General features: G+C 53.3%; 19 protein-coding genes. All 19 read left to right on the forward strand.

The genetic code is table 11. The annotated features are described in order from the left end of the window. Nucleotides 1-6 precede the first annotated feature (6 nt). The 19 genes from IM265_RS01475 (at nucleotide 7) to IM265_RS01565 (ending at nucleotide 22,022) form a co-directional block, all read left to right on the forward strand. Nucleotides 7-819 (forward strand): type VI secretion system accessory protein TagJ, encoded by an 813-nt coding sequence (locus IM265_RS01475; protein ID WP_193031968.1) that lies wholly within the window; start codon nucleotides 7-9, stop codon nucleotides 817-819. Next, complete coding sequence (tssE, locus tag IM265_RS01480; protein WP_028013485.1) at nucleotides 812-1,375, forward strand: type VI secretion system baseplate subunit TssE; 564 nt, start codon at nucleotides 812-814, stop codon at nucleotides 1,373-1,375. Before IM265_RS01475 ends, tssE begins: the two co-directional genes overlap by 8 nt. A gap of 2 nt (nucleotides 1,376-1,377) precedes the next feature. Next, complete coding sequence (gene tssF / locus IM265_RS01485) at nucleotides 1,378-3,249, forward strand: type VI secretion system baseplate subunit TssF (RefSeq protein WP_045260272.1); 1,872 nt, start codon at nucleotides 1,378-1,380, stop codon at nucleotides 3,247-3,249. Further along, nucleotides 3,246-4,289, forward strand: a complete 1,044-nt coding sequence (gene tssG / locus IM265_RS01490; protein WP_193031970.1) for a type VI secretion system baseplate subunit TssG — start codon at nucleotides 3,246-3,248, stop codon at nucleotides 4,287-4,289. Before tssF ends, tssG begins: the two co-directional genes overlap by 4 nt. A 35-nt stretch (nucleotides 4,290-4,324) precedes the next feature. Next, on the forward strand, nucleotides 4,325-6,940 hold the full coding sequence (gene tssH / locus IM265_RS01495) for a type VI secretion system ATPase TssH (protein ID WP_193031972.1): 2,616 nt from the start codon (nucleotides 4,325-4,327) through the stop codon (nucleotides 6,938-6,940). 24 nt (nucleotides 6,941-6,964) lie between these two features. Continuing rightward, on the forward strand, nucleotides 6,965-8,386 hold the full coding sequence (locus IM265_RS01500; RefSeq protein ID WP_193031974.1) for a serine/threonine-protein kinase: 1,422 nt from the start codon (nucleotides 6,965-6,967) through the stop codon (nucleotides 8,384-8,386). A 279-nt stretch (nucleotides 8,387-8,665) separates the two neighbouring features. Further along, on the forward strand, nucleotides 8,666-9,076 hold the full coding sequence (locus IM265_RS01505) for a hypothetical protein (RefSeq protein WP_226839271.1): 411 nt from the start codon (nucleotides 8,666-8,668) through the stop codon (nucleotides 9,074-9,076). A 64-nt stretch (nucleotides 9,077-9,140) separates the two neighbouring features. Continuing rightward, entirely contained in the window at nucleotides 9,141-11,099 is a 1,959-nt protein-coding gene (locus tag IM265_RS01510; RefSeq protein WP_193056004.1) for a type VI secretion system Vgr family protein, read from the forward strand. Between the two features lie 22 nt (nucleotides 11,100-11,121). Then, on the forward strand, nucleotides 11,122-12,177 hold the full coding sequence (locus tag IM265_RS01515; RefSeq protein ID WP_193032233.1) for a PAAR domain-containing protein: 1,056 nt from the start codon (nucleotides 11,122-11,124) through the stop codon (nucleotides 12,175-12,177). Between the two features lie 24 nt (nucleotides 12,178-12,201). Continuing rightward, nucleotides 12,202-12,636 (forward strand): hypothetical protein, encoded by a 435-nt coding sequence (locus IM265_RS01520; RefSeq protein WP_028013479.1) that lies wholly within the window; start codon nucleotides 12,202-12,204, stop codon nucleotides 12,634-12,636. Between the two features lie 22 nt (nucleotides 12,637-12,658). Beyond that, on the forward strand, nucleotides 12,659-13,732 hold the full coding sequence (locus IM265_RS01525; RefSeq protein ID WP_193032231.1) for a hypothetical protein: 1,074 nt from the start codon (nucleotides 12,659-12,661) through the stop codon (nucleotides 13,730-13,732). A gap of 348 nt (nucleotides 13,733-14,080) precedes the next feature. Further along, nucleotides 14,081-14,431, forward strand: a complete 351-nt coding sequence (locus IM265_RS01530; RefSeq protein WP_193032228.1) for an immunity protein Tsi6 family protein — start codon at nucleotides 14,081-14,083, stop codon at nucleotides 14,429-14,431. Between the two features lie 25 nt (nucleotides 14,432-14,456). Continuing rightward, nucleotides 14,457-15,524 carry an ADP-ribosylarginine hydrolase Tri1 gene (gene tri1 / locus IM265_RS01535; RefSeq protein ID WP_193032226.1) on the forward strand — a complete coding sequence of 356 codons (1,068 nt, stop codon included), beginning with the start codon at nucleotides 14,457-14,459 and terminating at the stop codon, nucleotides 15,522-15,524. Between the two features lie 88 nt (nucleotides 15,525-15,612). Beyond that, a complete protein-coding gene (locus IM265_RS01540; protein ID WP_193032223.1) occupies nucleotides 15,613-15,984 on the forward strand; it encodes an immunity protein Tsi6 family protein in 372 nt (123 codons plus the stop codon). 36 nt (nucleotides 15,985-16,020) lie between these two features. Beyond that, the gene (tri1, locus tag IM265_RS01545) at nucleotides 16,021-17,121 is read left to right on the forward strand and encodes an ADP-ribosylarginine hydrolase Tri1 (protein ID WP_370551791.1); all 1,101 of its coding nucleotides are present in this window, start codon (nucleotides 16,021-16,023) and stop codon (nucleotides 17,119-17,121) included. Nucleotides 17,122-17,278: 157 nt separating this feature from the next. Beyond that, nucleotides 17,279-19,819 (forward strand): type VI secretion system Vgr family protein, encoded by a 2,541-nt coding sequence (locus tag IM265_RS01550; RefSeq protein ID WP_193056005.1) that lies wholly within the window; start codon nucleotides 17,279-17,281, stop codon nucleotides 19,817-19,819. Next, nucleotides 19,800-20,312: a hypothetical protein gene (locus IM265_RS01555; protein WP_047366809.1), complete on the forward strand. Its 513-nt coding sequence runs from the start codon at nucleotides 19,800-19,802 to the stop codon at nucleotides 20,310-20,312. Before IM265_RS01550 ends, IM265_RS01555 begins: the two co-directional genes overlap by 20 nt. 75 nt (nucleotides 20,313-20,387) lie before the next feature. Beyond that, a complete protein-coding gene (locus IM265_RS01560; protein ID WP_224222657.1) occupies nucleotides 20,388-20,942 on the forward strand; it encodes a hypothetical protein in 555 nt (184 codons plus the stop codon). A gap of 3 nt (nucleotides 20,943-20,945) precedes the next feature. Continuing rightward, nucleotides 20,946-22,022: a hypothetical protein gene (locus tag IM265_RS01565; protein ID WP_193030835.1), complete on the forward strand. Its 1,077-nt coding sequence runs from the start codon at nucleotides 20,946-20,948 to the stop codon at nucleotides 22,020-22,022. Nucleotides 22,023-22,082 lie beyond the last annotated feature (60 nt).

Raw genomic sequence — 22,082 nt, forward strand, 5'->3', positions numbered from 1 at the left:
ATGGCTATGAATACGCTCTATCAACACCTGGCGGGTGAAACGCTCAACGACGCGCTGGCGCGTCTTGAAGTGGAGATCAAAGCCCGTCCGGCAGATGCAGACCTCCGCGCCGCGTTCGTGCAGTTTTTAATCCTCAGCGGCAACGGGACGCGCGCGCTGACCCAGCTGAAAAGCTGGCTGGCGCTGAAGCCGCAGGCGAAACCCACCGTCACGCTGCTGGAGCAGTCCATTCAGGGCGAGCTGCAGCGCGCACAGGTGATGGCGGGGCAGGCGCGTCCGGCCATGCCTGAAACTCAGTGGCCGTGGCTGACCACCCTGGCCGCGGCGCTCCGTGAGGAGGGCGAGCGTGCCCGGTCGCTGCGCCTTGAAGCGCTTGACCAGGCGCAGGCCACTCCCGGCCACATCACCCTCGAAAACGATGAAGCTCAGGCGTTTGACTGGCTGATGGACGGCGATGCCCGTCTCGGCCCGGTGTGCGAAACCATCGTGAACGGCCGCTATTTCTGGCTGCCGTTTAACGCTATCGCCGAGATCCGTTTCCAGGCGCCTGCCAGCGTAACCGATCTGGTCTGGCGTCACGCGCTGGTGCGCCTGACTGACGGTACGGAACAGGTATGTCAGATCCCGGCGCGTTACCCGTTTGCTGCCGATGCGTCGGATGCGATCAAACTGGGCCGCACTACCGAGTGGCAGCCGCTCGACGAGGACGGCACCCTGTACGAAGGGATGGGCCAGAAAGCCTGGCTCAGCGAGCAAAGCGAAAGCCCGTTGCTGTCGTTAAGCCTCGTGTCGTTTGCGACGGATGGAGCCGATGAGTAATCCCGCTGGCGAAGGCGATCTGCTGCGCAGCGGCTGGCAAGCCCGCAGCAGGCAGGAGAAGGTGGGGGCGCGCGACAAAATGCAGCCTTCGCTGCTCGATCGCCTCACCGATAACGACCCGGAAAAAAAACGCGAGCCGGCCAACAGCAACCTGATCACCCACGCAGCGCTGCGTCGTAACGTGCTGCGGGATCTGCAGTGGCTGTTTAACACCATCAACCACGATGCCTCCGGGGATTTGAGCGCCTTGCCGCACGTGAGCCGCTCGGTGGTTAACTTTGGCGTCGCGCCGCTCGCCGGGAAGAGAATGTCGGACATCGAATGGCACGATATTCAGCGCAAGCTCACCGAGGCCATCATCAATTTTGAACCGCGCATTTTGCCGCAGGGGCTGCAGGTCCGCTGCGTGTCGGATACCTCCTCGCTGGATCTGCACAACGTGCTCTCCATCGAGATTAAAGGGCGCTTATGGTGTGTGCCGTACCCGCTGGAGTTTCTGTTTCGCACCGATGTCGATCTGGAAAACGGCCATTTTGAACTGAAAGATGCGGGGTAATCATGGAAAGTAAACTGCTCGAATATTACAACCGTGAGCTGGCCTACCTGCGCGAAATGGGGGCCGAGTTTGCCGAACGCTATCCGAAGGTCGCCGGGCGGCTGGGCATGCGCGGCATCGAAGTGGCGGACCCGTACACCGAACGCCTGATGGAAGGTTTCGCGTTTCTGACCTCCCGCGTGCAGATGAAAATGGACGCGGAGTTTCCGCGTTTCTCCCAGCGTCTGCTGGAGATGATCGCGCCGAACTACCTCGCGCCCACCCCTTCAATGGCGATTGCGGAAATTGAGCCCGACAGCAGCCGCGGCGATCTGAGCAACGGCTTTATTGTGCCGCGCGGCACCATGATGGACAGCCTGGCGCTGAAAAAAACCGGTGTAACCTGCAGCTATACCACCGCGCACGAGGTCAATCTGCTGCCGCTGAAAATCGACAAAGTTGAGCTCGGCGGCGTGCCCGCTGACCTGCCGCTGGCGCAGCTCGGCTTAAGCCAGCGGGGGATCAACAGCGCTTTGCGGATCCGCATTGCCTGCGACGGCCCGCAAAATCTCGGGCACCTGAATTTTGACCGGCTGGAGTTTTTCCTCAGCGGCCCGGACATTGAGGCGCTGAAGCTGCTGGAGCTGGTGATGGAGCACCACGCCGGGATCGTCTGCCAGACGGTCAGCCCGCAGCCGCAGCGACAGCTGCTGGCAACGGATGCGCTGCGTCAGGAGGGCTTTGCGCCGGACCAGGCGCTCCTCCCGGACGATCTGCGCAACTTTGACGGCTACCGTCTGCTGCAGGAGTATTTTGCGTTTCCGGCCCGCTTCCGCTTTATCAGCCTGAGCGGTCTGAGCACGCTTATCCAGCGCTGCGAAAACGAAAAAGCCTTCGATATCTTCATTCTGCTGGATAAGTCGGATGAACAGCTGGAGCGCGTGGTCGACGCCAGCCATCTGGCGCTGCACTGCACGCCGGTCATCAACCTGTTCCCGAAAGTGGCAGCCCGGCAGAAGCTGAATGAAGGCCAGCATGAATACCATCTGGTGGTCGATAACATCCGCCCGCTGGACTACGAAATTTATGCGGTAAATAAAATTTTTGGCAGCGCCGACGGCCAGCGCGACGACCAGACGTTTCGTCCGTTCTGGAGCACCTGGAGCGGCGACGCGGGCAACTACGGGGCCTATTTTTCCCTGCGCCGGGAACAGCGTGTGCTCTCCGAGCACGCCCTGCGCTACGGCACCCGTACCGGCTATATCGGCTCGGAGGTCTTTGTCTCGCTGGTGGATGAACAGCATGCCCCGTGGCAGGAAAACCTGCGCTACATCTCTGCCGAGGTGCTCTGTACCAGCCGCGACCTGCCGCTGATGCTCCAGCAGGAGCTCGGGCAGTTCATTATGGCCGACTCCATGCCGGTGAAGGGGTTAACCCTGCGCAAAGGCCCGACGCCGCCGCGTCCGGCGCTGGCGGAAGGGTTCAGCACCTGGCGGCTCATAAGCCAGCTGCAGATGAACTACCTCAGCCTGATGGACAGCGAAAATGAAGAGGGGGCAGCGGCGCTGCGCCAGCTGTTAGGTCTGTATGCCAACCTGGCCGAAACGCCGGTTGCGCGTCAGGTGGAGGGGGTTCGCCACTGCGTGCTGGAGCCGGTACACCGCCGCGTGCCTGAACCCGGCCCGGTCGTTTTCGCCCGCGGAATTGGCATCACCCTGACGGTGGACGAGCGGGCGTTTTCCGGCGCCAGCCCGTGGCTTTTCGGCAGCGTGATGGAGCGCCTTTTTGCCCGTCTGGTCTCCATCAACAGCTTCACCGAGTTCACCCTGAAGAGTCAGCAGCGCGGCGAGATAGGCTACTGGGCGCCGCGCATGGGTAAAAGGGCGCTGGTATGAGTGACGCTGCCACCGCACCGCTGCGCGTGCATCGCCTGACGAAGCTGCCGGATACGTTCTGGCAGGGGGTCCGCGAGACGCCCTGGCGCTACGATCTGTTTCAGCTGTTAAGGCGCATTGATGCCCAGGGCGGCGAGCGCTACCCGCTGGGACGCGCGCCGCTGCCGAAATTTGAGCCGCTGCGCATTGGCCAGCAGCCCTCAATGAGCTTTGCGCCGTCGACGCTGGCCCAGGTACGACAGCGTGAAGAAAGCGGGCTGCATGAGGTGTCGATCCTCAGCTTTGGCCTGTTTGGCCCGAACGGCCCGCTGCCGGTGCATATGACCGAGTACGCCCGCGAGCGGATTCATCATCATCAGGACACCAGCCTCAGCGCGTTTGCCGATCTGTTCCATCATCGTCTGGCGCTGCTGTTTTACCGCGCCTGGGCGGATGCGCAGCCTGCCGTTTCCCTCGATCGCGCCGACAATAAGCGCTTTGAGGGCTACCTGGCGTCGCTGATCGGCATGGGACAGCCGGGTCAGATGAACAAGGGCAGCCTGAGCGCCCATGCCCGCTTTACCCACGCCGGGCACCTGACCCGCCATGGGCGGGATCCGGAAGGGCTGGAGAAGATCCTGCGCAGCTATTTTAAAGCGCCGGTTAAGCTGGTGAGCAACGTGCCGCAGTGGATGCCGCTCTCCACGCGCGAGCAGGCGCAGCTGGGAGCAGGACGCCGCATGCCGCGCATGGGGGAATCCGCGTTTCTCGGCGTCGCCGTCCGCGACGTGCAGCATAAGTTTCGTATCGAGATCGGCCCGCTGAGCGCGGAGGAGTACAACCGATTTTTGCCGGGCGAAGCGTGGGTCACCGAGCTGCGCGACTGGGTGCGCCAGTACGCGGGAATTGAGTTTGAATGGGAAACAAGGGTGATCCTGCGTGAAGACGCGGTGCAGGGCACCACGCTCGGCAGCGATGGGCGATTAGGCTATAACACCTGGCTGGGGCATCAGCCGCAGCCTGTCCCGCGTGGCGATCTGGTGTATCGCGCAGAGCGATAAATTTTTCTAACGCATTGTTATCAACGGAACCGAACATGTCAGAAATTAGCCGTGCCGTGCTTTTCGGCAAACTGGATACGCTGTTATTTACCTCTCTGGAAAGCGCGACTGCCTTCTGCAAGCTGCGCGGCAACCCCTACGTTGAGCTGGTGCACTGGCTGCATCAGCTGATGCAGCAGCAGGATGGCGATCTGCAGCAGGTCATCCGCCACTTTGCCCTCGACGAACAGCAGCTAACGCGCGATATCGTGGCTGCGCTGGACGCTCTGCCGCGCGGCGCAAGTTCCGTTTCCGATCTCTCCGAACATATCGACAGCGCCGTGGAGCGCGCCTGGGTATTCGGCTCGCTGAAGTTTGGCGTCAGCCGCATTCGCGGCGGCCATTTGCTGATTGGCATCCTCAAAACCTGGAATCTGGCCAACGTGCTGAAGAGCATCTCGGCGCAGTTCACCCGTCTTAACGTCGAAGTGCTGATCGAGCAGTTCGACGCTATTTGCGCCAACAGCAAAGAGACGCAGCAGGCTGCTGCCGCCGTCGATGCACCGGCGGGTGCGGTCCCGGCGGCCCAGGGAACGCTGGCCCAGTACGGCCAGGACCTGACCGCCCGCGCCCGCGACGGGAAGATTGACCCGGTTGTCGGGCGCGACGAGGAGATCCGCCAGATGGTGGATATCCTGATGCGTCGCCGCCAGAACAACCCGCTGCTGACCGGGGAGGCCGGGGTCGGCAAAACCGCAGTCGTTGAAGGGCTGGCGCTGCGTATCGCCGACGGCGACGTGCCGGAGCCGCTGCAGAACATTCAGCTGTGGCTGCTGGATATCGGCATGCTGCAGGCAGGCGCGGGCATGAAAGGCGAGTTTGAAGCCCGTCTGCAGGCGCTCATTAACGAAGTCCAGTCCAGCGCCACGCCGATTATTCTGTTTATCGATGAGATCCACACTCTGATTGGTGCAGGCGGCCAGCAGGGAACCGGCGATGCGGCGAACCTGCTGAAGCCGGCCCTGGCGCGCGGTCAGCTACGCACCATCGGTGCCACCACCTGGGCGGAATACAAAAAGTACATCGAGAAAGACCCGGCGCTGACCCGTCGTTTCCAGACCGTACAGGTTCACGAGCCGGACGAAGCGAAAGCCATTCTGATGCTACGCAGCACCGTGTCGCCGCTGGAGACGCACCACCAGGTCCTGCTGCTCGACGAAGCGGTCAGCGCGGCGGTGAAGCTGTCCCATCGCTATATCCCGGCGCGTCAGCTGCCGGACAAAGCCGTTGCGCTGCTCGACACCGCCTGTGCCCGCGTGGCCGTCAGCCAGAGCGCGCCGCCGGCGCAGCTGGAAGACTGCCTGCGCCATCTTGCCGCGCTGGACGTGGAAATTGAAATTGCTGAACGCGAAGCGCGCGTCGGCGCCGGTGACGCAGAGCGCGTAACGGCATTAATCACAGAGCGCGACGCGTATGAAACAAAACGCGAAGCTCTGGCCCGGCGCTGGGAAGACGAGCGCGGTCTGGTGCAGGAGATCATCCGCCTGCGCGCCGCGCTGTTTGCGGCGGGCGAGGAAGAGACCGCCGAGCTGCGCAGCCAGCTGGCGGAGCAGCAGCAGGCGCTGAACGCCTTGCAGGGTGAAGAGCCGCTGCTGTTTGCGGCGGTAGATGAAAACGTGGTCGCCGCAGTCGTCTCTGACTGGACCGGGATCCCGCTGGGCCGGATGGTGAAAAACGAGATCGACGCGGTGCTGAACCTTGCCGATACGCTGAACCAGCGCGTTATCGGCCAGCGTCACGGGCTGGATCTCATTGCCCGCCGCGTGAAAACCTCGCGGGCGAAGCTCGACGATCCGAACAAACCGGTGGGCGTCTTTATGCTGTGCGGCCCGTCCGGCGTCGGGAAAACTGAAACCGCGCTGGCGCTGGCGGAATCTCTGTACGGCGGCGAGCAGAACGTCATCACTATCAACATGAGCGAGTTCCAGGAAGCGCACACCGTTTCCACCTTAAAAGGTGCGCCTCCGGGATACGTAGGGTATGGTGAAGGCGGCGTGTTAACCGAGGCCGTGCGCCGTCGCCCTTACAGCGTGGTGCTGCTGGACGAAATTGAAAAAGCGCACCCGGACGTCCATGAGATCTTCTTCCAGGTCTTCGACAAAGGCTGGATGGAGGACGGCGAGGGGCGCCACATTGATTTCCGTAACACCATTATCATTCTGACGTCCAACGTGGGTACCGAGCTGATAAGCGCCATGTGCGCCGATCCGGAGCTGATGCCGGAGCCTGATGCGTTAAGCGGCGCGCTGCGCCAGCCGCTGCTGGAAGTATTCCCGCCGGCGCTGCTGGGCCGCCTGCTGGTGGTGCCGTACTACCCGCTCAGCGACGAGATGCTCGGGCAGATTGTGCGCCTGCAGCTCAAGCGCATTCAGCGTCGTCTGGAAGAGAATCACAGCATTATTTCTGAGTTTGACGACAGCGTGGTGGAACAGATTGTTCAGCGCTGCACCGAGGTGGAGTCCGGGGGCCGCATGGTGGATGCTATTCTTACTAACACCCTGCTGCCTCAGATGAGCCAGATCTTACTTACCGCCAGCCGCAGCGACGAGCAGTTCCGACGCCTGCATGTCACCTGCGAGCAGGGCGAGTTTCACTGTCAGTTTGCCGCGTAATAATCATCAAGAGAACTGTAAAAGATGACGGATAATGATAACAATCGGACTGTCCCAAACGCGCTCCCGGTCGGGTACCGCTTCAACGAGTTTGAAATCAAAGAGGTGATCGGCGGCGGCGGTTTTGGCATTGTCTATCGCGCGTGGGATCACCAGCTCGAACGCACTATCGCTATCAAAGAATTTATGCCTTCCTCGCTCGCCGTGCGCGGCGACGACATGACCCTGGTGCTGCGCAGCGAGCGCTTTGGCAAAGCATTTTCCGCGGGCCTGAACAGCTTTATTCAGGAAGCGCGTCTGCTGGCGCGTTTTAACCACCCGAACCTGCTGCACGTCCTGCGTTTCTGGGTGCAAAACGACACGGCTTACATGGGGACGCTGTTTTACAGCGGCACCACGCTTTCACGCCTGCGCGAAGAAAAACCGGAGCTGATCAACGAGGCCTGGATCCGCCGCACGCTGCCGATGCTGTTCGGGGCGATCAAGACCATCCACGACGAAGGCTATCTGCACCGTGATATCTCTCTGGATAACATTCAGATCCAGGATAACGGCCTGCCGGTGCTGCTCGATTTCGGCTCCGCGCGCCGCACCATCGGTAACCTTTCCGACGAAACGGAAACCATGCTGCGCCCCGGCTTTGCGCCGATTGAGCAGTACACCGACGACAACGAGAGCGAGCAGGGGCCGTGGACGGATATTTACGCCCTCGGCGCGGTGCTGCGTACCCTGATTGTGGGTTCTCCGCCGCCGGTCAGCGTGGTGCGCTCCATCCAGGATACCTGTAAGCCGCTGGTGGAAATCATGCCGCAGGGCTACTCCATCCCGCTGCTGCAGGCCATCGACCGCGCGCTGGCGCTGCACATGGAGGATCGTCCGCAGTCTATCGACGAATTCGCGGCGCTGATTGAGATGCCGGTCGCCGGGATCAACGACGTGCTCACCGCCAAAAAGACCGGCACCATGCTGGTTCCGGTTGAGGAAGAGAAGCCAGCTTCGGTGCTCGACTGGCGTCGCTATAAGATCCCGGGCATGGTTGCCGCGGGCGTGCTGGTGGGCGTTGTCGCCGGGGCGATGCTGTTCAGCGGTGGGAATGATGCGCCTGAGCAGGCTGCCCAGGCTCCGTCAGAGACGCGTCCGACAGAAACTGCCGCGAACGCGCCAGAGGTGAAGCCAGAAGCCGCGACGGTGAGCGAGCCAGCGACGGCGCAACAGACACCACCGCCAGCCGACGCCAGCCCGATTGCGCTGGTCTATATCCGTATCCAGGACGGCGAAACGCTGAAAGTTAACGGTGAGCCAAAAGCGCTGCGTCCGGCGACCAACGGCTATGCCTCGCTCAAGCTGCCAGCCGGTGAGACGAAGATTGAACTGCAGGGCAACGGGAGAACGCGCAGCCAGACGCTGGATATCAGCAAGCCGGGCACCTGGCTGGTGAATCCTTAGTAATGCACGATCTTCAAGGCCAGAGACTTATTCCAAAGGTGTTCGAAGAGCGTCTCTCCTCTTTATGTACAAAATCGCTTTAGGATTGAAAGCTCAGTTGGCTTAGTAGCGGTGGTCTTAATTGACCACCGTCAGTGAAAAACGACAGGCCCTTTTGTCTCCGACCCCGGAGAGTTAGCTGAAGCGAAGTTGCGGAATTCCATTTTTGTCAGTGTTAATTACGTGTATAAACAAAATGTCGCTCATTTAAAGAGTAAATCAGGGTATTTCTGGGGAAGTATGGATCTTCTCGCAATTTTAATTTATTGCGCGAATTCAGTACGCCACAACAGAATCCCATTTCTTTCTGACGCAAAAGCATTTAGTGCTTCGTTGAATTATTTTGCAGGTGATGGTTTCAGCATTTTGGTCATGCTTTTTTTTGTGCTTGACTTACTTTTACTACTCTCTTTGTTTGCTTCGGCCTGGTTATTCTTCAAACGAAAGAACGGTGCAGTCAAATTTGCTCTTGTTCAGGAATTATTTCGTTTGATTTCATTCAGATGTTCAGTCTCATTTTTCCCTCTTTTAGTAAGCGTGTTTGGAATTTCAAACGTCTGGTTGAATGTAGGGTTATTTGTCACATCAGAGTCACTGAAAATCTACTCTCTTGTTTTTTGGATGAACGAGCGGGAAAAGCCCCTTTCTTGAATGATGCTTTATCAGAGATGCGACCCGCTTTTTTGCATCGCATAAGCTAAATGGAATAAAGATTATGCTCAACCGAATTACCGTTCAGCTCCCGGTGGAGGGGCTTCTGTTCTGGAAACTCTCAGGCCGCGAGGCGATGTCCGAGTCGTTTGCGCTGACGCTGACCGTGCTCGGCACGGACGCGCGCATTGACCGCAGTAAGCTGCTGGGCCAGCCGGTCACGGTGACCATCCCGACGCAGAGCCTGCTGACGTCCCGCTATATTAACGGCAAGATTACCCGCGTGGCGGTGAGCGCCGTTGAGCTGACGGGCACCCGCTATGCGGTGTACCAGCTGACGGTGGAGCCGGACCTGTGGCCGATGAAGCGCGACCGTAACCTGCGTATCTTCCAGGGGCAGACGGTGCCGCAGATTGTCAAAACCCTGCTGGGCGAGCATCAGGTCAACGTTGAGGATAAACTCACCGGCAGCTACCGGGTCTGGGACTACTGCGTGCAGTATCAGGAGTCGAGCCTGGACTTTATCAGCCGCCTGATGGAGCTGGAGGGGATTGCGTATCACTTCCGCCATGGGGCGGACAAGCACACCCTGGTGCTGACTGACGCCGCCACGCAGCATCAGCCGTTCAGCGGCTATGAGGTCATCCCGTACCACCAGACGCCGTCCGGCGGCAGCACGGATGAAGAGGGTATCAGCCAGTGGGCGCTGGAGGACAGCGTGACGCCGGGGATTTACAGCCTCGACGACTATGACTTCCGCAAGCCGAACGCGTGGCTTTTCCAGGCCCAGCAGAACCCGGCGTCGCCGAAGCCGGGCAGCATTGACGTGTACGACTGGCCGGGTCGCTTTGTGGACAAAGGTCACGGGGAGTTCTATGCCCGTATCCGTCAGGAGCGCTGGCAGGTGGAGCATCAGCAGATTCAGGCCACCGCCACGGCGGCGGGGATAGCGCCAGGGCACACCTTCACGTTAACCAACGCGCCGTTCTTCAGCGACAACGGGGAGTATCTGGTGACGGCAGCGGGCTACCACTTCGAGGAGAACCGCTACGCCAGCGGCGAGGGGGAGACCATACACCGTACCGATTTCACGGTCATTCCGTCGGCGGTGGTTTACCGTCCGGCGCAGTCCACGGCGTGGCCGCGCACCTACGGCCCGCAGACGGCGAAGGTGGTGGGGCCGAAGGGGGAGAGTATCTGGACGGATAAATATGGCCGGGTGAAGGTGAAGTTCCACTGGGACCGGCTGGCGAAGGGCGATGACACCAGCTCCTGCTGGGTTCGCGTGTCGAGCGCGTGGGCGGGCCAGGGCTACGGCGGGGTGCAGATCCCGCGCGTCGGCGACGAGGTGGTGGTGGACTTTATCAACGGCGACCCGGACCGTCCGATTATTACCGGCCGCGTGTACAACGACGCGAGCATGCCGCCGTGGGCGCTGCCGGCTGCGGCGACGCAGATGGGTTTTTATAGCCGCAGCAAAGATGGCCATAAAGACAATGCCAATATTCTCCGTTTTGAAGATAAAGCCGGGCACGAGCAGATCTGGATCCATGCAGAAAAAAATATGGATACGGATATTGAAAATTCTGAAACTCATGATGTCGGTGTCGATCGTAGAAAAACCATCGGACAGGATGAGAATATTACGATTAAGCGGAACCTGAAATCAGATGTAGGTAATAATGAAACGCATAATATTGGTAACAAGCACGTTATAAACGTTGGGAAAGATCAAACCGCCTTGACCATGGATAAAGAAGGTAACGCGCTGCTGGAATCTGTGACCACGATTAAACTCAAAGTTAAAGACAACTATATTCTGATCGCCCCGGATACCATTGAGATTCACGTAGGCCAAGGCAACCTCAAAGCAGAGGCTGTGGAACAAGCCATCTTCAAAGGTGATGAGCTTACAAGACTAGGTGATGGGATCAATACCGAGCTCAAAGCAAATGATACGGTGAGTATAACGGGAACTAACCTTACCGATATTAAGGGCGCGATTGTAAAAGTTAACAGTTAATCTGCGTACAGAGAACGCTATTATGGGAAAACCAGCCGCCAGAGCGCGCATTGATTCCAGCGCACATACTGGCCCAATTCAAAGCGGAAGTCCCAACGTAATTATTGGCGGATTTCCGGCAGCACGAAAAGGCGACCCGCTTTCATGCTCCCAACATGGTCAGGGAAGTATTCTCAGTGGTTCAACAACGGTATTTGTAAATGGTTTGCCTCTCGCCAGGGAAGGTGACAAGACGGGTTGCAATACCTCAGCGACCCCTGCGGTCGCATCCACTCAACCCGCACCTCCGCAATACTGGGGCGGAACGGCGGCGAAGGATGCGGGTAAAGATGGTGCTATACATGGTGATGTTTACGACGCCCGTGTGCTTGGCGCCTATGCAAGCCTTGAAGATAAATCCGGCTTTGGAAAACCCGATACGGCTTCAGTCGGATTCGCACTTGCCGATATCACGGTCGGGAATACAAAAAGTCAGGATAAATATAAAGGCGAGGTACGTACTAAAGTAGGGGTGGCGACTGCCAGCGGCACGTTAGTGACCGATCGAGCTGATTACGGGGCGATTAATCTCAATGCAAACGCCACCGCAATACAATATGGCGCCTCGGGAAGCATTGGAAAAGAAGGGCAACAGTACGGCGGCGTCGGTGGGGATGTATACCTGGCAACCGCTGAAGCGAAGGCCGTCAGTGAACTATATGACGGAAATAAAGGGCGTTATGGTTTTAATGTTGAACTTGGCGCAGAAGCCGCGGCGGTCAAAGGAGAGGCGACGGCTAAAGCCGATTTTTATGGCGTAGTCGTTGCCGATGGCAAACTTTCAGGGAGTGCAGGGAGCGCTGGCGCTTCTGCAGGCGTGGGAACCTGGATTGATAGCACTGATTATTCATTTAACCTTAAGGTGTCCGGTGAGCTTGCAGCGGCGCTCGGTCTGGGAGGGGATGCCAGTATCAAATTTGCTCTCAAACCGATCCTTGACTGGATTTATGACGATGATGAAAGTAAGCCGTCCCCAGCGGCGGGCAGTGGCGATGGTGTGATTAAGACTGGCTGTGTTACAGTCCTGATAGGAGATTAAAATGTGTAAATGGGGAACGTTGTGATGCATTGGTTTTTCTTTATAGTCTTTATGATTTGGACGCTAGCGCTTATCTGGAATGGAAAAGATTTATTTAACAAAAAGCAGTGGCTCCTTGCGGGGTTAATGTTCGTTCTAGTGTTAGTGGCTACGGTCGTCATTGGCTTTACGTTGAAATGGCTTGCTCAGTCAATGTCATTATTTTCCGTCGCAACGGCCAAGCATTATTCGATCATCTTATCCATGTCTTTCTTGTGTGTTTGGGGATTAAAGATCACAGTAGTGCTGCTCTGCACGTTATTTTCCGGGATTATGGGGGGGCACAAAAGATACAACGCGGAAAATTATGAAAAATTATCGTCTATGACACGTGCCGTGGCGCCTGGCTTACTTATCTTTGCTAAGAGCTTAATTACCCTCGGAAGCTTCCTTATGTTTTCGGGTTTATGGCTTAAGTAAGCGCGACGAGTGAGGTTGCATTATGGTTGCTGAAAAACAATATTTTTTCCCTCTTGAGATGAAGGATCAGGAAAAAGAGATTCGGGAAAACTTCTGGAAATGTCTCTATACCTCTGCAGAAAAAGAGATGCTTCATTACTGGCTATTGTTACCCCAGAATGTTAAGCCAGCAGAGTTAAAGCCGATCACATTTCAGGAGGTTGGGCTGACGAATATCGGACGATACATCGCCGATGACACCGGCCCCTATATTGAAGTCTGGGCTGCATATGAACACTGTCAGTGGGAGATGAATGCGTCAGACTGGCTTATAAATAAGCTCGATTTAATGGGTGAGAAAGTACTGAGCCAAAGAATAATTACGCATCCTTCAGGAAGCGGGAAGTTTGCGGATATCCTGTCCATTAAAACGATGCCATCGGGTGATGAGGTCGTTTCACGATATACGGTGCAAAAGGATTATAATCCTGTAAATGGTGGGGGAAATTACTTCCTTTTGAAAACGGCTTGTGCGTCGAAAGATTACAACACGATTGCCGATACTATTTTCCTGATTGCTATCAACTGGGATTTACTGCATCGCAGCAATTTGATGCTTTCAGAACTGTTGAAAACAGTCAGCCTTAGCAACAAAAATGACAGTGGATTTAAAATTCCGGATTCATGGCTGGTGAATACGCTGGATGATAATCGTCTGGTAATTGAACACACAATAGGTAACGTCAACCATGGAGTGATTAATTTCTGTCTTTTCCGTCAGGCTGATTATCCCGCTGCGCAGGCTATTTTCGATGAAGCAACTGCGCGCTTTAACCGCCACGATAGTGCGGTCTCTCTTACGACATCGGACATTGCCAGCATCCCAAATGATATCAATCCCTCGTTTACAGGCGATCTTTTTAGCTGTACGGGAGAGGTAGTCAGTGCTGCTGAGAATATCAGGGCTTATTACGATATGCGTATCTTTAAAATGAATGATTTGTGGTGTTACGTTGAGGTGGTTGGGCCTCATCGTAATCATCAGGATTATTATTACGAAGCCAATAAACGATGCATGGAAATCATTCTTTCTACGTTTCGCATAGAAAAACGATGAGCTGACAAAGTTAATTCATGGCCATCTAAATAAAACCATAGAAATGTGGTTTTATTTTTTGTTTCACAGAAATAATATCATAACCGCCCTCGTTCTGAGGATTAGTTAACTTCAGGCACTGAGAACAGATCATCGTGGAATAAAAAATCATGCTCAGCTGAACTATCGTTCAGCTCGCGGGAGTGGATATTCTGTTCTGAAAACTGACATCCCGCTATGTTAACGGCAAGATTATCCATGTGGCGAACGGTGCCGTTGAGAGAACGGGCACGCACTATGCTGTGTAACAGGTAGAAGTGGAGCATCCGCAGGTTCAGGCCATCGCCAGGGCAGTATTTGAGGTGACTCATGAGTAAAGAAAATTACACCGCGCTGAATTATATCAATGATGCTATTGATGCAATTAATCATCGATTAGATGAAAATCCTACATTTTCTTTATATGTTATGGCGAAGAATCAGTTGGACTATATTAAGTCTATTCTAACGGGGTCTGAGAAAGATAAAAGTAAATTGCACAAATTAAATCTTGGAGTGCTTGCGTCAAAAGAGTTTGATACAACCGATGCAGAACTTGCTCAGCATTTGTCCAATGTTAATTATATAGCTTCGCAAATGGGAAAAGGATTGAAGTTTATTCTCCCTCATGAGCAAGACGTTGAGTATTTGAAAAGGCAAAAACGATATCGCAAGTGGTAAACAACGTTTGATTAAAGGGTGCGGGATGATAGATCTTTACAGCGAAGACTCAGTAATTAATCATTATGCCGATCGTTATCGTAACTACATGCCAGTTAATGTTCGTAAGGTAATAAGAAGCAGCATTGATGATTCAAATTCCTCTCATGTATGGGATGAAATATTACCTTTAATCACAAATGAAGATGTTTCACGCGATAAAGCACTTGGGGCGTTAGTGGGTTTGGCTGTTGGAGATGCAGTTGGCACTACTCTTGGATTTAAACGCAGAGACAGTGAACATGTAGCGGATATGATTGGTGGGGGACCTTTTCAATTAAAACCTGGTGAATGGACAGATGATACGTCCATGGCATTATGTCTGGCAGAGACTTATCTTTCAGAAAACAGAATACACACCGATGTGCTTAGAAAATATCTCCTGAAATGGTATCTTGACGGAGAGAATAGTAGTAATGGTCGGTGCTTCGATATCGGGAATACGACGCGATTCGCACTTGAACAGTATATGCGTGTCGGACCTTCCTGGTATGGTAATACAGAGAAACACACTGCTGGTAATGCTGGGGTTATTCGTCAAGCACCGGTGTCTATCTTTCGTCGAAAATCGCTGCGTGCGATTTACTTCGAATCCCAGGCTCAGAGTCGAGCAACGCATGGCGCGGTAGAGGCAATTAACGCATGCCAATTTCTGGGATTGGTATTGCACTATTTAATTAACGGTTATCAAAAAGAAGAAGCTTTTTCCCCTCATGTTTTCCCACTGTGCGCGCGTGTAATGATCATAAATGCGGGTGAGTATAAGCAAAAAACTCGCGATCAGATTCGTTCAAGTGGTTATGTAATCGATACGCTTGAGGCCGCGATGTGGTCCGTATGGAATACTGATAATTTCCGGGATGCGATTCTGCTGGCTGCCAATCTTGCCGATGACGCTGACAGCGTTGCGGCAACGGCGGGACAAATAGCGGGAGCATTATATGGTTATTCCGCTATTCCGCAGGCCTGGAAAAACAAACTCGTACAACACGAACGGATAGCTACAATGGCGGGTAAATTATTCGATAGAGCACCTAAGGATAATTTCTTATAGTTAGAATTGCCAATGATAAACGGTGGAATCTAATGACTTCAATCTGGTGTGATGCTTTAATTTAACTAAATCCCATGCAAAGGATAAAATGACAATCTTTGGTTATGTTGAAAAAGCATTAATTTTAGCAAAAAAGAGATATGCTGAGGTCAAAAATCAGGATCCTCACTCTCCGCTTTTACAAATGTACGACTCTATTGTACAACAATTATTATTTCTATGTGATTTAATTGAAGGCAAGGAAAAGGATAAAGCGAAATTATGGGAAATGACGTTCGGTATGTATGCAGTGAAGGAGTTCGATAACTCTGATGAGTTGTTTTTTGAAAGGTTGTCGGATGCCTGGTTTATTGTGGATCAAATCCGCCGAGGGTTAAAGGTTAGACTGCCGCATGAGGTTGATGCCAATTACAGAATGAAACAACATAATCTTAAAATGAAATATCCTGATGAATTTTAGGGGTTGATATTAAAAATATTTTATTATGGGTGAATGGTGATAGACTTACATGCTAATTTGAATGTATTGTTAAAATATGTAGATATATATCGTAAGTACTTACCTGTTAGCAGTCTTTCAGTCCAGCAGAAGATGCAGTATAAATATAATGATAAACTATTAGAATCATCTTTTGATTGCGATGTACAAAAACAATGGGACTTAACACCACAATGTAACATCTCACTCGCGGAATCACGGGATCGTGCTGTCGGTGCGCTTATTGGTCTTGCTGTTGGAGATGCCGTAGGTACAACGCTTGAATTTTTACCTCGTGACAAAGCACATGTCAAAGATATGATAGGTGGTGGGCCATTTCGACTCCGCGCAGGTGAATGGACGGATGATACATCCATGGCATTATGTCTTGCGGAAACGCTTCTTGAGAAAGGTGATGCTGATACTATATGCTTCAGGAATAAGCTTCTGGACTGGTATCAGCATGGTTATAACAGTTCAAATGGCATCTGTTTTGATATAGGTAATACAACTCGATTTGCTTTAGAGCAATATTTAACTGTTGGTCCCGGGTGGAGCGGTAATACTGCGCCAGAAACTGCAGGTAATGCATCCATTATCAGACAAGCACCTGTCTCAATTTTTTTTAGAAAATCATTAAACAAATCGTTTTATGAAGCAAAAAAACAAAGTATCGCAACACACGGTGCCGCGGAAGCAATAAATAGCACTCAGTATTTAAGTTATTTGCTTGTGCATATGATTAATGGTAGCAATAAAGATTTTATTTTTTCTCCGCATGTCATGCCGCTTCAGCCACGTGTAATGATTATCAACGCGGGTGAATATAAGCAAAAAACTCGCGATCAGATTCGTTCAAGTGGTTATGTAATCGATACGCTTGAGGCCGCGATGTGGTCCGTATGGAATACTGATAATTTCCGGGATGCGATTCTGCTGGCTGCCAATCTTGCCGATGACGCTGACAGCGTTGCGGCAACGGCGGGACAAATAGCGGGAGCATTATATGGTTATTCCGCTATTCCGCAGGAGTGGAAAAATAAACTCGTACAACATGAACGTATCGCCAAAATGGCTGGTGAATTGTTCGATAGAGCCCCTGAAGACACTTTCTTGTAACTGTTTATCTCGATGAAAATTCAGGAAAAGTGGTTTTTTTGTGGCATGAGAAGTCAATCTTACAGCTACTCATTATCAAACCAGCAGCGTTTACGCTTTGCGTATTGAAATGAGTTAACTTCTGGCACTGAGATTAGTCCATAGTGGAATAATGATTATGCTCAACCGAATTACCGTTCAGCTCCCGGTGGAGGGGCTGCTTTTCTGGAAACTCTCAGGCCGCGAGGCGATGTCCGAGTCGTTTGCGCTGACGCTGACCGTACTCGGCACGGACGCGCGCATTGACCGCAGTAAGCTGCTGGGCCAGCCGGTCACGGTGACCATCCCGACGCAGAATCTGCTGACGTCCCGCTATATTAACGGAAAAATTACCCGCGTGGCGGTCAGCGCCGTTGAGCTGACGGGCACCCGCTATGCGGTGTACCAGCTGACGGTGGAGCCGGACCTGTGGCCGATGAAGCGCGACCGTAACCTGCGTATCTTCCAGGGCCAGACGGTGCCGCAGATTGTCAAAACCCTGCTCGGTGAGCATCAGGTCAACGTTGAGGATAAGCTCACCGGCAGCTACCGGGTCTGGGACTACTGCGTGCAGTATCAGGAGTCGAGCCTGGACTTTATCAGCCGCCTGATGGAGCTGGAAGGGATTGCGTATCACTTCAGACACGATGCGGACAAGCACACGCTGGTGCTGACTGACGCCGCCACGCAGCATCAGCCGTTCAGCGGCTATGAGGTCATTCCTTACCACCAGACGCCGTCCGGCGGCAGTACGGATGAAGAGGGTATCAGCCAGTGGGCGCTGGAGGACAGCGTGACGCCGGGGATTTACAGCCTCGACGACTATGACTTCCGCAAGCCGAACGCGTGGCTGTTCCAGGCCCAGCAGAACCCGGCGTCGCCGAAGCCGGGCAGCATCGACGTGTACGACTGGCCGGGGCGCTTTGTGGACAAAGGTCACGGGGAGTTTTATGCCCGTATCCGTCAGGAGCGCTGGCAGGTTGAGCACCAGCAGATTCAGGCCACCGCCACGGCGGCGGGGATAGCGCCAGGGCACACCTTCACGTTAACCAACGCGCCGTTCTTCAGCGACAACGGGGAGTATCTGGTGACGGCGGCGGGCTACCACTTCGAGGAGAACCGCTACGCCAGCGGCGAGGGGGAGACCATACACCGTACCGATTTCACGGTCATTCCGTCGGCGGTGGTTTACCGTCCGGCGCAGAGCACGGCTTGGCCGCGCACCTACGGCCCGCAGACCGCGAAGGTGGTGGGGCCGAAGGGGGAGAGTATCTGGACGGACAAATATGGCCGGGTGAAGGTGAAGTTCCACTGGGACCGGCTGGCGAAGGGCGATGATACCAGCTCCTGCTGGGTTCGCGTGTCGAGCGCGTGGGCAGGCCAGGGTTACGGCGGGGTGCAGATCCCGCGCGTCGGCGACGAGGTGGTGGTGGACTTTATCAACGGCGACCCGGACCGTCCGATTATTACCGGCCGCGTGTACAACGACGCGAGCATGCCGCCGTGGGCGCTTCCGGCCGCAGCGACGCAGATGGGCTTTATGAGCCGCACGAAAGGGGGCTCCGTGGACAACGCCAACGCCCTGCGCTTTGAGGATAAAGCGGGCGCAGAACAGGTATGGATCCAGGCCGAGCGCAATATGGATACCAGCGTTAAAAATGATGAAACGCACAGTGTCGGCGGGGCGCGCAGCCATTACGTGAAGAAAAATGAGCTGCATCGTGTGGAAGCAAACCAGACTCAAGCGGTGAAAGGTGGAACCGAGATCCTGACGGGGAAAGGCAAGCTGGATGCGGCGGTCGAGCAGTATGTTATTGCATCCGGGACGAAGCTGCGGCTGGTCTCAGGTGAGAGCGCTATTGAGCTGAACGCTAACGGCATGATTAACCTGATCGGCAAAGAGTTTAACTTCTTCGTTGAGGGAGATGGTTATATCACCACGGGCGGTAAGCTGCATCTGAATACTTCTGGCACCAAGCCGGGCACAACGGCGCCGGGTTCTGGGCATAAAGGGGATATTGATGCGGCGGTGCAGGCGAAATTTACGCCGGGAAAGGAGAGTAAGGCTGGTGTGGCTGCCAGCGCACCAGCCGAAACCTCTAAAAACGCTACGCCTCCAGCATCCAATGTTCCTTCAAGCGGATATGGAAAGGATGTAGATAGTCTTGTCGATAAATCACCGACGATGAAAAATGACATAGCGACGTTAAAGAAACGAGGCTGGACATTTGAAGAAGGTGAAGCAGGCAAGGGGACGTTTGCCAATCGTCAAAAGCGCGTTATTACCGTTGATAAAAATGAGCTCGGTAACCCGAATGCAGTCGTTCAGTCTCTGTCACATGAAAGTGGTCACGCTTTATATGAACCCAACATTGATTTTTCTTCGCGCGACGCCTATCTCAACAGCACACTCAGTGATGAAGGCGCTGCAACCTTGAACAATATCCGGGTCCAACGCGAAATCATAGCCAACAAGGGTGGGGATATAGGTATTGCAGGCAATCCGGCAAATCAGACACAATATAATCGTATCTATGATTCTCTCGAACGTGGGGCTATAAAGGAAAGTGAAGCGCGTACGCAGATAGGCCGTATCTTTGGCAAAGGCGAACAAACGTCTACCACAGGGCAATATTACGAAGATTATTATGGCGGTTGGTATGATAAAAATTATCCATAGTCTAAAAACGGGTGCGGTGCTTGCGGCTTTATTAACGACGGGAATGGCAGGAGGTAACATGCAGAAACAGGATCTTTGGCAGTTCATTGAAGAAATGAGCGCATCACTCAAAACATTGTCCGTTAACAGTCTGGATAACGCTCCGTTGTCATTCAAGCTAACGAAACAAAATGAATATATCAATTTCTACAATGCCGACGATATCAAACTGGCGGATGGAACGAACATTACTGCAATTGATTTACGTTTAAGTAAAGAAAGTGACGGGATGGCACCGTTACTGAATTTTTCACCGTCCGGCCAGTGCATCACTCTCGACACTGTTAAAAAACATTATCCGCAACTGACGTTAACTGATTATCCACGAGGCCGTTCGGAGAACGAAGTGACCAGTTATACAGCGCTAAAGGATATGAATGGGCAAAAAATAAGCTTCAGTTTTACGGTAAAAAAACCTGACTGCTTGGGTGGGGTCGCTATTAGCGCTGACTAAAAATGTTTATTTCATTACTCACTGCTTTTTAAAGTAGTGAGTAGCATAATATTTATCCAGCAAATGACGATTAACGTGAAAAAACGCCTTTCTGTCTCTCTTTTTTTTACCCTCATGTCTACCTTTCTGAGCAGTTATGAAGTAATGGCTCAGACTATGCCGCTCATTCTGGCTAAAGATGATTTTTCTCTGCAGTTAAACGACCAGATTGTGGCACTGGGTGAGAGATGGACTCCTGAGGTTGCGCGTAAAATTGCAGTTTCTGTGGAAGGTAGTTTTGTCGGTGAAATTCCTTTTGACGGAACGAACTATAAATTCTACCAGCATCAGAAGACTGGGTTAAGAATATTCAGTTCCAATCTCTGGTGGGATAAAACCGAGCGAAGTGTTGACGATTATATTGTGGCGCAGATTACGTTAACTGCTCCGGATGGCAAAACAGTTCGCGGGATCCATATTGGTTCAACAATAAATGAACTTAATAAAGCTTACGGCAGTGGTCAGGTCGAAAATGATTCCGGGGAGCAGTGGGTTTCCTATGAATTGGGTAAGGAATTGCTCTCTTTTGAGCTTAAAGACAGTAAGGTTGTAAAAATAACAATGAATTACGAAAATGGTACTTCAGAGTGATTTATGACCAAAAAACATTTGGCAGCCATATTGTTCACCGCTTTATTGACAGGCCCCGTTGAAACCACAACGGCGCTTGAATTATCACAATATAATAAGCTTGATACGGTTAGCCGCATCGTTAACGACAGCGAAGTGACAGACAATCTCAGGAAAACGCTGGGAAATCATTACCAGACCTTTATTGATAACTTTGATGTCTTCGGTGAACCGCATACCACCACAGGTGGTGGGTTGTTTGTTGAAGGCTGGTTAAAAGATCTCTATCAGGAGAATGCATCCGCGCTGGTCATCAATCCTGACGGCAAAATCTTTGCAGCCTGGGTGGTTCCGACGTCGGACGTTATTCATTACCAGTCATCTGACAATAGCCCGGTTATTCATACCGATATTCAGCAGTGGGCCGCCAGATTTAATGCGATGCATTTTGCAACGTTCGGCCAATCAAAACTCGTATTTGACGGGGAGTGGGCTGGCGAATTCAAGAACGACTCGACGTTAACCCTGCGATTAGCTGAATCAGACAACCGGATCACCGGCTCTTATTGCTATATCTCCCAGAGAGGAAACCGCATAGATTGCCCGGAAGATGATGAGCAAAATCTTAGCGGTACGATCGCTGGCAATCATGCCAGCGTTGAGTTCAACTCATCGTTTGGCGGCGTAGGTGGACGGGCTGTTCTGGAAATAAAGGGGCGTGAAATGGAATGGCGTTTAATTACTCCTCCTCAAAAAGGTAATTACTATGCCCCGCTGCGGTATACGTTACGTAAAGCCGCTTCGGTTCAAAACGCGGAAACCAGAAAACTGGACACCGATAAATTCGCTATTTCGCTGATAAACAAATGCGGCCATTTTGAGAGCAAATGTGACGAGATGGTTTATCTCGGCGTGCGCAAAAGCGATAACAGTACGATCTCCTTAAGGGGTAAAACGTTACACGACTCTGCAGGTAAAATAATCGGCTCAACGTACAAGAATGGCGAGATCGCTTATACCGTGACGTATGCACCTGTGAAATTGGTTGTCAGCAAAGGCAGTCATGTTTTAGTCGAACAGTCAGGTCAGTGGCTTAAATAAAAAAGCCAGCCAAAAGGCCAGCATGGATTGGCCTCTTTTGTTTCTCTCAATATTAATCAT

The organism is Enterobacter cloacae complex sp. P17RS, assembly GCF_014895885.1.
Lineage (GTDB): Bacteria > Pseudomonadota > Gammaproteobacteria > Enterobacterales > Enterobacteriaceae > Enterobacter > Enterobacter bugandensis.

Bases quoted from the DNA above. Each gene is read 5' to 3' on its own strand.
- tssE (WP_028013485.1), top strand. From the start codon at position 812: ATGAGTAATCCCGCTGGCGAAGGCGATCTGCTGCGCAGCGGCTGGCAA.
- tri1 (WP_193032226.1), top strand. From the start codon at position 14,457: ATGATAGATCTTTACAGCGAAGACTCAGTAATTAATCATTATGCCGAT.
- IM265_RS01475 (WP_193031968.1), top strand. From the start codon at position 7: ATGAATACGCTCTATCAACACCTGGCGGGTGAAACGCTCAACGACGCG.
- IM265_RS01515 (WP_193032233.1), top strand. From the start codon at position 11,122: ATGGGAAAACCAGCCGCCAGAGCGCGCATTGATTCCAGCGCACATACT.
- IM265_RS01550 (WP_193056005.1), top strand. From the start codon at position 17,279: ATGCTCAACCGAATTACCGTTCAGCTCCCGGTGGAGGGGCTGCTTTTC.
- IM265_RS01505 (WP_226839271.1), top strand. From the start codon at position 8,666: ATGGATCTTCTCGCAATTTTAATTTATTGCGCGAATTCAGTACGCCAC.
- IM265_RS01530 (WP_193032228.1), top strand. From the start codon at position 14,081: ATGAGTAAAGAAAATTACACCGCGCTGAATTATATCAATGATGCTATT.
- tssH (WP_193031972.1), top strand. From the start codon at position 4,325: ATGTCAGAAATTAGCCGTGCCGTGCTTTTCGGCAAACTGGATACGCTG.
- IM265_RS01525 (WP_193032231.1), top strand. From the start codon at position 12,659: ATGGTTGCTGAAAAACAATATTTTTTCCCTCTTGAGATGAAGGATCAG.
- IM265_RS01555 (WP_047366809.1), top strand. From the start codon at position 19,800: ATGATAAAAATTATCCATAGTCTAAAAACGGGTGCGGTGCTTGCGGCT.
- tssG (WP_193031970.1), top strand. From the start codon at position 3,246: ATGAGTGACGCTGCCACCGCACCGCTGCGCGTGCATCGCCTGACGAAG.
- IM265_RS01510 (WP_193056004.1), top strand. From the start codon at position 9,141: ATGCTCAACCGAATTACCGTTCAGCTCCCGGTGGAGGGGCTTCTGTTC.
- IM265_RS01500 (WP_193031974.1), top strand. From the start codon at position 6,965: ATGACGGATAATGATAACAATCGGACTGTCCCAAACGCGCTCCCGGTC.
- tssF (WP_045260272.1), top strand. From the start codon at position 1,378: ATGGAAAGTAAACTGCTCGAATATTACAACCGTGAGCTGGCCTACCTG.
- IM265_RS01520 (WP_028013479.1), top strand. From the start codon at position 12,202: ATGCATTGGTTTTTCTTTATAGTCTTTATGATTTGGACGCTAGCGCTT.
- IM265_RS01565 (WP_193030835.1), top strand. From the start codon at position 20,946: ATGACCAAAAAACATTTGGCAGCCATATTGTTCACCGCTTTATTGACA.
- IM265_RS01540 (WP_193032223.1), top strand. From the start codon at position 15,613: ATGACAATCTTTGGTTATGTTGAAAAAGCATTAATTTTAGCAAAAAAG.